Genomic DNA, 10,641 nt, shown 5'->3' with positions numbered 1-10,641 from the left:
GGGTTGTCGTGCTCGGCGATGTACGTCTTGCCGTCCGTGTAGCGGACGATGTCGCCGGTGACGTACGACTTGCCCGCCACCCAGTTGGGGTAGCTCGCGCACGACGCGGCCGTGGTGGCCGGAGCCGCCGACGCGGCCGGGGCCGACATCACCAGCGGGGTCACCGCCAGTGCGAGCGCGGTCAGTGCGGCGGAGACGTGTCGTCTCGACACAGAGTCAACTCCTTTGCGGGAAACGGCCGTACCCGGGCAGCGTGCGACGACGGGGCCGGGATTCCCGCGCGGGCGCCAGTGGCGCCGGACAAGGCGGGTGGGGGTGGCCGTGGGGGGTGTGGGCCGCACTCAATCGCATTGGTATGGACCAGTCAAGTCGCCTGTGAAAGAACGGGTGAGGTTCAGTCAACTTGCTGTACTGCAAAGGAGCTTGGACCTGCGGGAATGGGATGGAAGGTGCTACCGGTCACATGTCCTCGCGGAGGCGCGAGGCGGCTCCGGGATGCCGCGGTTGCGGGCGGGACGGTTCCGGGGTAGCGCGTGGCCCGCCGCTGTCGTCGTTCCGTGGGGACGCGGGGGCGGAACAGGCTCCTCGTGAGGGATCGCTCACCGTGGGGCATGATGGGTGAAATCGACCTGCTTCCCGCGGCGGCGGGGAGGAACCGGACGCCGAAGGCGGTACGGACATGCCCCCAGCGACACTCGCCCAGGTGGTCCACGAGGCCGGCTGGAAGATCATCCCGCTCGACCTGGCCGGCGTCTCCGACCAGGCCGGATTCATGGAACGCTGCCTCCCCGCCCTCGACCTCCCGGCCTCGGCGGCCCGCAACTGGCAGGCCTTCACCGACGCCGCCGGTGACATCGGCTGGGGACCGGAAGTGCCGGGCCGACTGCTCATCGTCATCGGCTGGCAGGACTTCGCCAAGGCCCAGCCCGAGCAGTGGGAGAGCGCGCAGCAGGTGCTGGAGTCCCTGGCCGGGCGGCAGCAGGAGTACGACTCGACGTTGGCGGTCGTGCTGGCGATCGCCTGAGCTTGAGGGGGCGTGCCCGGCTTCGCGTGGGGTGGCCGTCCGCGTCCGTGGGCGGCTGACCTGGGGGTTTACCGGCGTCGGCGCGGACGGACTCCCGCTGCCCGCCGACCCCCTACGCCTCCGCCGCCTCTTCCGCCGGTCCCGGCACCTCGGCCGTCTCCCTCCGGTCGGCCATCCGCAACACCACCACCGCGGCCACCCCCGCCAGCGTCCCGAACGTGATCGCCGCCGGAACGCCGCCACCCAGCTGGCCCAGTACGTACAGCGGCCCCCAGCCCCCCGCGTCGCTGTTCAGCGGAAGGCGGGCCACCTGGCTCACCAGCAGGCCCAGGACCGTCGCACAGACGCCGCACAGCGCCATCGCGGGGACGGTGACCCGGGTGAGGAGCCCCGGGAGCAGGCGTAGCGACCACCACACCACCGCGAGCAGGAGGGCGTCGAGGAGGCGGTAGAGGAGCCAGTCGGTGAGGGCGGTCGACGTGGGGGACGTCCAGAAGCCGAGGAGCAGCCACTGGCGCAGCAGGTCGCCCGGTTCGGAGAACATGCCGCTGTCGTAGAACGAGGTCTGGATCGCCGCGGCGACGGATTCGTACGACAGGACGAGCAGGGAGAACGCGACGACCGCCGTGCCGACGCTCGCGGACAGGCGCGCGGCGCGCGGCGGGACCTCGCGGCGGGGCGGCACCTCCGCGCCGTCCACGTCCTCCGCGTCCTTGGCGGCCATCCGGGCGACCAGCACCGTGCCGAGTGCGGCCAGGAGGCCCGCGAACACAGTCAGCTGTTGTCCCAGGGCGATCACGCTCGCCAGCTGGGGCAGGAGCCGGTAGCTGCCATGCCCCCGGGAGGAGATCAGCCACGGCGCGGACACCAGCGCGGCCAGCGTCCCGGCGACGAGGCTCCAGGTCCACACCGCGAACAGCAGGGCCGGGGTGCGGGGGCGTACCGGGGGCAGCCTGCGGACCAGGAGCAGCGCGCCCGCGAGGAAGACCACGAAGACCGTGACGTACCTGATCTGCATCGCGGTGCGGTAGAGGTCGCCGTACGCGGCGCCGCTCAGCATCTCGGACGGCGGATCGTACGCCCACGGCCCCAGCAACAGCCTTACCTGAAGGGATGCTTGGGGATCGAGCATGGTGCCCGCCCCTGGCAGCCGCAACGCCTGCGCGCTCGCCCCCGCCCACCACAGCGACAGTGTGAGCAGTACGGCGCCGACCACTGCGGGCAGCACCGCGCGTCTGTACGTCATCTTCCGTCCCCCGCAAGGATGTTGAGTGCCGTGAGGCTTCGGCCGGCTTCGACCGGCTTCGACTTGGCGGAGAGTACGGGGTCTTGATCACATGCGGATCACGGTGCGCGTCAGCGGGGCCGGGTGCCCGAACTGCGGTAATCGGTATAGGTGTACGGGTTGTCGAGCACCTTGGTCTCGGGCACGTCGGGGTTCATCCCGGCGGCCCACGCCTCCTCGCCGATGACCGACCGCAGGTACTCCACGCTCCGTTCGGCCGTGCGGCGTACGACGGCCAGGTCGACGCCGACCAGTTGGTGGTCGTACTTCACCACCCGGCCGTTCACGACCACGGTGTGGACATCGCCGCGCTGGGCCTGGAAGACCACGTGGCCATGGGGGTTGAGGAGCGGGAACGACACCGGGGAGCGGTCGTTGCGCAACAGCACCAGATCGGCCTTCTTGCCGGTCTCGACGCTGCCCAGGTCGTCGGACCTGCCGATGGCGTGGGCGCCTCCCGACGTCGCCCATTCCACGACCTGTTCGGCACGCAGCGCGGCATGAGTGACGGTCTCGCCACGGGCGTGGGCCTCCAGGTGCTCGCGGGCCCGGTCGGCGCCGAGCGTGGTCCGCATCGCGGAGAACAGGTCGCCGCTCCACCACACACTGGTGTCCATCGACAGCGAGACGGGGATGCCGTGGGCGCGCAGGGCCCAGGTCGTTGGGTAGCCCTGGCCCGCGCTCTGCTCGCTCTCGGTGGAGACCGAGACGGAACCGCCGGTCGCCGCGATGCGGTGGTACGAGTCGGCCGAGAGCGTGGAGGCGTGCACGTACACCGTCTCGGGCGTCATGAACCCGTGCTCGTGCATCAGCCGGATACCGCTGTCGTCGGTGGCACCCCACACCCCGGCGTGGGTGGTGACGGCCACACCCAGTTCGCGCGCGGCCTCGAAGGCGGGCCGTTCGGGGAACTCGGGATCTCCCGTGACGTCGAAGGCGAGTTGGAAGCCGAGCATGTCGTCACCGGTGATCCGGCGGCGCACGAAGTCCCGGAACTCCGGTGCCGCCGTCCACTCCGCCGGGGCCTGGTGGATGTTGCCGTAGGCGAGGACGAAGCGGCCGGGCACCGACCGCAGCGCGTCCACGGCCGCGTCCGCGTGGTCGACCGTCCGCAGCCCGTGCGACCAGTCCACGACCGTCGTCACCCCGGCGTCCAGCGCCTCCACGGCGGACAGCAGGTTCCCGGCGTGGATGTCCTCGGGCCGGAAGACCTTGCCGTGCTCCAGGTAGTACCAGACGAAATACTGGGTCAGCGTCCAGTCGGCGCCGTAGCCGCGCATGGCGGTCTGCCACATGTGGCGGTGCGTGTCGATCATGCCCGGCATCACGATCCCGCCGGCCGCGTCGATCTCCGCCGTCCCCTCCGGCACGTCGAGGCGCGGGCCGACGGCGGTGATCCGGTCTCCCGTCACGAGCACGTCGGTGTGGGGGAGTACCCGGTGCGCCTGGTCCACGGTCAGCACCGTGGCGTCCCGGAAGACGAAGGGACGGCCCGGCTCGAACGGGGCGGACTGGATCGGCACGGCAACTCCCGTTTCCCGGCGGGCGACTGGCCTTGCGGACCCGCGTACGGCCGCGGTCTCGCGCGGATTCCGTACCACTGTCCGTGCAGCGGACAGATGGGCCGCTCCGATGGTGTTCAGCGGGGCGGTGCCGTGTCAATACTGCGTACAGTTCCGCGAGAACACCGTCCGGGAACGGGCGGCCTTATATGGACAGCGCACACGGACACAGGGGGTTGCCATGCCGCGCGAGGGAACCGGGCCCGACTTCATCGAGGCGCTGGCCCGGGGGCTGGAGGTGATCACCGCGTTCCGGCCCCGGCAGCCGGTCATGACACTGACCGACGTGGCCGGTGCGACCGGCCTCGCCCGGCCGACCGCGCGCCGCATCCTGCTCACCCTGGCCGAACTCGGCTATGTGCGCCAGCAGGACAACGGCTTCGCCCTCACCCCACGTGTGCTCGACCTCGGTGTGGCCTACACCCGGTCGATGGGGCTGTGGGATGTGGCCCGCCCCCACCTGGAGTGGCTCGTCGAGCGCACCAATGAGTCCTGCTCCATCGCCCAGCTCGACGGCTCCGACATCGTCTACGTCGCCCGGGTCTCCGTACCCAAGGTCGTCGCCCTGGTGGTGCAGATCGGTACCCGCTTCCCCGCGCTGCCCACCTCGCTCGGCAAGGTCCTGCTGGCCGCCCTGCCGCCCGAGGAGGCGGCCCGCGTCGTCGCCGAGCCCGGTCGGTCCGGCCTCGACCCGGTGTGGCGGCCCGAACGCGGCGAATGGGAGGCCGAGTTGCGCGAGGTGCGCGCGCGGGGCTGGGCGATGACCGACGAGCAACTCGCCCGTGGCATCCGCTCGGTGGCCGCCCCGCTGCGCGACGGCTCCGGGCGCGTCATCGCGAGCGTCAACGTCAACGCGCACGCCGCCGAGACCCCGGCGGACGTCCTGGTCAACGATTATCTGCCGCTCCTCCTCCAGGCCGCGGGCGAGATCAGCCTCGACTTCGCCCGCCTGGAAACCGCGCCCCACACGGTCCGGCGACCGGAGACCAAGCTGCCCAACGACACTTCTCCGGCCCCCATTTGACGGCGTACGGCCCCCTTGACGCCCCGACTCCGCCGACACAGAATCCGTTGGCGGACGAGCGTCCGTGCAGCGGACAGAGAGGCGAGGCCGATGCCGCGAAGCGCCAAGCCGGAAGCCCCGCCGACGACGACCGGCGCGGGCCCGCTCGCCGGAGTCCTGGTCGCGGACTTCTCCCGCGTCCTCGCCGGGCCGTACGCCACCATGCTCCTCGCGGACCTCGGCGCCGACGTCATCAAGGTCGAAGGGCCGAACGGCGACGACACCCGCACCTGGACGCCCCCGGTACGCGGCGAGGTCTCCACGTACTACCTCGGCGTCAACCGGGGCAAGCGCTCCCTCGTCCTCGACCTGCGCGACGAACGCGACGCCGAGGCCGCCCGCGAACTCGCCCGCCGCGCGGACGTGTTGATCGAGAACCTGCGGCCCGGCGGCATGGCCAAGTACGGACTCGACTTCGCGACCGTACGACGGGACAACCCCGGCCTGGTCTACGCCTCGATCACCGGCTTCGGCTCGGGCGCGGGCCGCGGCGTACCTGGCTACGACCTCATGGTGCAGGCCGTCTCCGGCCTGATGAGCCTCACCGGCGAACCCGACGGGCCGCCCTACCGCGCCGGGATCTCCGTGTTCGACGTCATGGCGGGCAACCACGCCGCCATCGGCATCCTCGCCGCCCTCCGCCACCGGGACGCCACAGGGGAGGGCCAGTTGATCGAGGTCAACCTGCTCTCCTCCGCCCTGACCGGCCTGGTCAACCACAGCTCCGCCTACGTCGCGGGCGGCACCGTGCCCTACCGCATGGGCAACGCCCATCCCAGTGTCTGCCCCTACGAACCCTTCCCCACCGCCGACCGCGACCTCGTCGTCACCGCCGCCAACAACGGTCAATTCCGCAAGCTGTGCACGGTGTTGGGCATCCCCGAGACCGCCGACGACCCCCGCTTCGCGCACAACGCCGACCGCACCGCCCACCGAGACGAACTCCACCCCCTGCTGACCGAGCGGTTCGTGACGCGGGGTGCCGAGGAATGGTTCGACCTGCTCGTCGCGGCCGGGGTGCCGTGCGGGCCCATCAACACCATCGACGGCGGATTCGCGCTCGCCGAACGCTTCGGACTCGACCCGGTGGTCAGCGTGGGGGAGGGGGAGCGCGCCGTACCCACGACCCGGCACCCGATCCGGTTCTCCGCCACCCCCGCCACGTACCGGCTGCCGCCACCCGAACTGGACGAACACGGCGACGAGTTGCGCAAGTGGCTGGCCGAACCCGAGGCGAACGACCGTGACTGAGCCGTTGTTCGGCCACGAAAGGGATCCCGGGCAGATCCCACGCCCCGCCTACCCCACCGCCCTCGGCGCCTCCGACCCCGAGCGCATCACCCTGCTCGGGCACGACCTGGCCGAGGACATCATGGGCTCGGTCGGCTTCGGGGAACTCGCGTTCTGGCTGGCCGCCCAGCGGCGCCCAAGTCCCGGTGAGACCAGGGTGTTCGAGGCGGTCCTCGCCGCCCTCGCCGACCACGGCTTCACCCCCACGGCCATCGTCACCCGCCTCACCTACCTCTCCGCGCCCGACTCGATACAGGGCGCCCTCGCCGCCGGGCTGCTCGGCGGCGGCTCCCGCTTCCTCGGCGTCACGGAGGACACTGGCCGCTTCCTCCACGACGTACTGGTCTCCCTGGACCGGGAGTTGCCGAAGGACGAACAGGGCTGGGACGCGGTCGCGTCGAGAACGGTGCGCGAGAGCCGCGCGGCCGGTGAGTTCGTACCCGGCCTCGGACACCACGTCCACAAGGAGGGCGACCCGAGGACACCGAAGCTGATGCGTATCGCTGCGGAAGAGGGCCTGTTCGGGCCGCACTTGACGCTCTTCGCCGCCATCGGCCGGGTCCATCCGGACGTCCTCGGCCGGACCCTGCCCCTCAACGGGGCCGGAGTCTGCGGCGCCGCCCTCGCCGACCTCGGCCTGCCCCTGGAACTCCTGCGCGGATTCGCCCTGTTGGCCCGCACCGCCGGACTGATCGGCCAACTCGCCGAGGAACTGCGCCACCCGGTCGCACGCGACGTGTTCCTGTCCGTGGACCTCAACAACACCCCCGTACCCCCGGACCCGTTCGCACCCGAACCCCTGGCGCCCCTGGCCCGGCCCCCGCACCTCGGACCGCGGCCGGAGGACTGACCCGCGCCCGCGACCGCGCGTGCCGCGACCCCGCGTGCCGTGAGCCGCGCCGCGCGAGGCCGCAGCGGACGGACGGACCCACGCGACAAGAGAGGCAGGGCCACACCCGTGTTCGCCGACGAGGACAACATCACCGAACTGGCCGTCCAGCGCTGGGCCACCGCCCACTCCCCACGCCTGGGCGAGCTGATGACCGCACTGGTCCGCCATCTGCACGCGTTCGCGGCCGAGGTACGCCTCACCGAGGACGAATGGGCCGCCGCGATCCAGTGGCTCACCGACGCCGGCCAGACCTGCGACGACAAGCGGCAGGAACTGATCCTCGCCTCCGACGTGCTCGGACTGAGCATGCTGGTGGTCCAGTTGAACAACCGCTTCACCCCCGAGGCCACCCCCGCCACCGTCCTCGGCCCGTTCCACGTCGACGGATCGCCCACCGTGCCCCACGGGTTCGACATGTCCGAGGGCCTCCCCGGAACCCCGCTCTACATCACCGGGAAGGTCACCGACACCGGAGGCAAGCCCCTCGCGAACGCCGTGCTCGACGTGTGGCAGGCCGACGCCGACGGCGCTTACGAGGCACAGCTCCCGGAAATCGACGAGGCACGGTTGCGCGCCAAATACCGTACGCGGGAAGACGGTTCGTACTGCGTCCGCACCATCGCGCCACGCGGTTACGCCATTCCCATGGACGGCCCGGTGGGCGACCTGATCCACCGGACGGACATCAGCTGGTTCCGGCCCGCACACATCCATTTCCTGATCGACGAGCCCGGTCACCGAAAGCTGATCACCCACCTTTTCCAGGAGGGCGGCGACTATCTCGACAGCGATGTCGTCTTCGGCACCAAGGACCCGCTGATCGTACGGTTCACCGAGCGCCCGGCCGGGACCGCACCGGACGGCGACCCTGTCGGGGAGCCGTATCTGCACGCCACGTACGACTTCGTCCTGCAACCCGAGTGAGCGTTCTCCCGCCCCGGACTCTGGCATCGACCGTGCTGTTCGGTGACGGCATTTTCTGATCGAGTCGGACTGTTTTCTTTTCCCTGTGCTCTTTCTTTGGCAGGGGAATTGGACGGGGTTATCGGTCTGCAGTACGAAGCCTCATACCAGAGCGGGATGTCGGCCGGGTGACTTTGTCAACTGCCCATCAGACCGGATGCGCAGGCAACTACCGTGAGTGTCCGTCGGACGACGCGGGGCATGTGTGCGCCCCGTGCCGCCGACACCGCCAGGCGTGGTGCACCCAGGGCGCACCACGCGAGGACAGGCCCGACGGACCAGTACGAGGACGCAGATGTCTCACCTCCGTGCACCGGCCACCCGTGCCGACCGCCGGGAGGGCGGCAGGCACGGGCGATCGGTCGCCCGACCCGCTCCCGCGCTGCCCGAGACGCACATACGGCCCCAGCTCATGCGCCTCGCCGTGCTCCCGCCCATCGCCGTCGCCCTCGGCGCGGGCGCCGCCGTCGTCTTCTGCGTCCGCTCCAGCCGCGTCCCAACGAGCCTCGGCCTGTGGGCCGTTCTCGCTGGAGCCGTCGTGGTGGCCGCCGCCGGAATCGCCATCGCGGCCGTGGCCGCCGACCGCGCCGCGCGCTCCGTCGGAGAACGCGTCGGCGCCCTGCGCCGCGGCGCCGCGCGCGGCGAGGCCGACCTGCGCACGCTCGTCGACGCGCTGCGCAAGGGCGAGACGCCCCCGCAGCGCAAACCGCGCCGCAGGCCGCCCGAGGACGCCGACGACTTCGAACTCCTCGCGGCCGACCTCGCCCGCGCGCACGACGGCGCCGTCACCGCCGTCGTGCGCGCCGCCCAGCTCTCCAGCCAGGCGGGCAGCGAACAGAAACTGGAGGTCTTCGTCAACCTCGCCCGGCGGCTCCAGTCCCTGGTGCACCGGGAAATCTCCATCCTGGACGAGCTGGAGAACGAGATCGAGGACCCCGACCTGCTCAAGGGGCTCTTCCACGTCGACCACCTCGCCACCCGCATCCGCCGCCACGCCGAGAACCTCGCCGTGCTCGGCGGCGCCGTCTCCCGGCGCCAGTGGAGCAACCCGGTCGACATGACCGAGGTACTGCGCTCCGCCATCGCCGAGGTCGAGCAGTACTCGCGGGTCAAACTCGTCCCGCCCATCGACGGCGAACTGCGCGGACACGCCGTCGCCGACGTCATCCACCTCCTGGCCGAACTCGTCGAGAACGCCACGGTGTTCTCCGCCCCGCAGACCCAAGTACTCCTCCGCGCCAACCTCGTGACCTCCGGACTCGCCGTGGAGGTCGAGGACCGCGGCCTCGGCATGCCGGTGGACGAACAACAGCGCATGAACGCCCTGCTCGCCGACCCCGACCAGGTCAACGTCGCCAGCCTCCTCGCCGACGGCCGCATCGGCCTCTACGTCGTCTCCCAACTCGCCCGCCGCCACGGCATCGGCGTACGGCTCCAGACCAACATCTACGGCGGCGTCCAGGCGGTGCTGGTCATCCCGCAGGCCCTGCTGGGACCGGCGCCGGGGATGATGTCCGGCGTTGCGGGGGGTGTGGGGCACGGAGGGGGGCCTGGACAGGCTCAGATTCCGTCCGGGACCGGGGAGTTGACGGCTGCGGCCGGACGGCCCTCCTTGGCGCCAGGCGCGACGACCGATCCCGCCGCCGGAGCGGACGGTGCGTCCGGTGGCGCGCCGCTCGTGGCTCGTGGTGAGGGTACGGCTCCTCCCGGGCTAGGGGTCGGTGGTGACGCCGGTCGTGAATCGGGCGCGGGGGAGAGCGGGCGTTCCGGCCGTACGTGGACCGCGCCGGGCGTTTCTGACGGAAGCGCCGGGAAGGTGCCAGGCACCGGTCGGGGGCGGCACGCTCAGGGAGCGAGCGGGAGCGGGGGCACACCGCCGCCGTTGCCCACGCGCGGTGCCCACGAACGGCGGCCCAACCCCGCCGAGGCGGTGCCCGGCGTCAGCGCCGAGGAACGGTCCGTGGTGGAGGCCAACATGGGTAACCTCCCCACCCCGCGCGTCGGCAGTGCGGTGCGCGGCACCATGGAGCGGCCCCGGCTGCCCCGCCGCCGCGCCCAGGAACACATCGTCCCCCAACTCCGGGGCGGCCCCACCCCCCGCCAGGAGGGCGACACCGTCGCAGGCCACGACCCCGGCCTGATGGCCGCCTTCCAGCGCGGGATCGGCCTGGCGGAGACCCAGCAGCACATGGAGACGACGGGGTCCGGCTACCCGGAGGCGCCCTCCGAGGAAGGGGCCGTGGGGATGGCCACGGGGCGCATGGGGCCGGGGTATGTGTCGTCTCCGCACCTGGAGGCCGGCCATATGGCGCCTGGGCATGTGGGTTCCGAGCACGTGGAGCTTGGGCACACGGAGCTTGGGCACGCGGCTCCCGGCCACATGGGTCCGGAGCACACGGAACTCGGCCACGCAGCTACCGGCCACATGGCGCCCGAACACATGGATTCTGCCCCCGTGTCCGCTGACCACATGGTGTCGAGCCACATGGTGTCGCTGCACTTGGCACCAGCGGAGCCAGGGGACATGGAGCCGACGCACATGGAGTCGGCGCACATGTTGCC

The 10,641-nt window shown here is 71.5% G+C and carries 8 protein-coding genes and 1 pseudogene; 6 read left to right on the top strand and 3 right to left on the bottom strand.

The window, feature by feature from the left end:
- Nucleotides 1-212 (bottom strand): annotated as a pseudogene (locus GTW40_RS30090) (chitinase); the annotation flags it as partial.
- A 467-nt stretch (nt 213-679) separates the two neighbouring features.
- Between GTW40_RS30090 and GTW40_RS30085 the strand changes: the two are divergent.
- On the top strand, nt 680-1,024 hold the full coding sequence (locus GTW40_RS30085; protein ID WP_161183297.1) for a barstar family protein: 345 nt from the start codon (nt 680-682) through the stop codon (nt 1,022-1,024).
- A gap of 112 nt (nt 1,025-1,136) precedes the next feature.
- Here the strand turns inward: GTW40_RS30085 and GTW40_RS30080 are convergent, their stop codons facing one another.
- On the bottom strand, nt 1,137-2,270 hold the full coding sequence (locus tag GTW40_RS30080) for a hypothetical protein (protein ID WP_161183296.1): 1,134 nt from the start codon (nt 2,268-2,270) through the stop codon (nt 1,137-1,139).
- Nucleotides 2,271-2,380: 110 nt separating this feature from the next.
- Entirely contained in the window at nt 2,381-3,832 is a 1,452-nt protein-coding gene (locus GTW40_RS30075; protein ID WP_161183295.1) for an amidohydrolase family protein, read from the bottom strand.
- 220 nt (nt 3,833-4,052) lie between these two features.
- On the opposite strand from GTW40_RS30075, the gene GTW40_RS30070 reads away from it, so the two are divergent.
- From GTW40_RS30070 to GTW40_RS30050, 5 genes are all read left to right on the top strand, one after another.
- On the top strand, nt 4,053-4,895 hold the full coding sequence (locus GTW40_RS30070) for an IclR family transcriptional regulator C-terminal domain-containing protein (protein WP_161183294.1): 843 nt from the start codon (nt 4,053-4,055) through the stop codon (nt 4,893-4,895).
- 90 nt (nt 4,896-4,985) lie between these two features.
- A complete protein-coding gene (locus GTW40_RS30065) occupies nt 4,986-6,185 on the top strand; it encodes a CoA transferase (protein ID WP_161183293.1) in 1,200 nt (399 codons plus the stop codon).
- Nucleotides 6,178-7,074, top strand: coding sequence for a citryl-CoA lyase (locus tag GTW40_RS30060; protein ID WP_343245825.1), 897 nt, complete (start codon nt 6,178-6,180; stop codon nt 7,072-7,074). The genes GTW40_RS30065 and GTW40_RS30060 overlap by 8 nt, the downstream gene beginning before the upstream one ends.
- Before the next feature lie 108 nt (nt 7,075-7,182).
- Nucleotides 7,183-8,040: a dioxygenase gene (locus GTW40_RS30055; RefSeq protein ID WP_161183292.1), complete on the top strand. Its 858-nt coding sequence runs from the start codon at nt 7,183-7,185 to the stop codon at nt 8,038-8,040.
- Between the two features lie 334 nt (nt 8,041-8,374).
- Nucleotides 8,375-10,641, top strand: a 2,267-nt coding sequence (locus GTW40_RS30050; protein WP_237525836.1) for an ATP-binding protein, incomplete at its 3' end; no start/stop codon positions are given.

The organism is Streptomyces sp. SID4985 (assembly GCF_009863025.1).
In the GTDB taxonomy this organism is placed as follows: Bacteria; Actinomycetota; Actinomycetes; order Streptomycetales; family Streptomycetaceae; genus Streptomyces.
The sequence above is the reverse complement of the archived record's forward strand: the minus strand, read 5'-3'. Positions and strand labels throughout refer to the sequence as shown.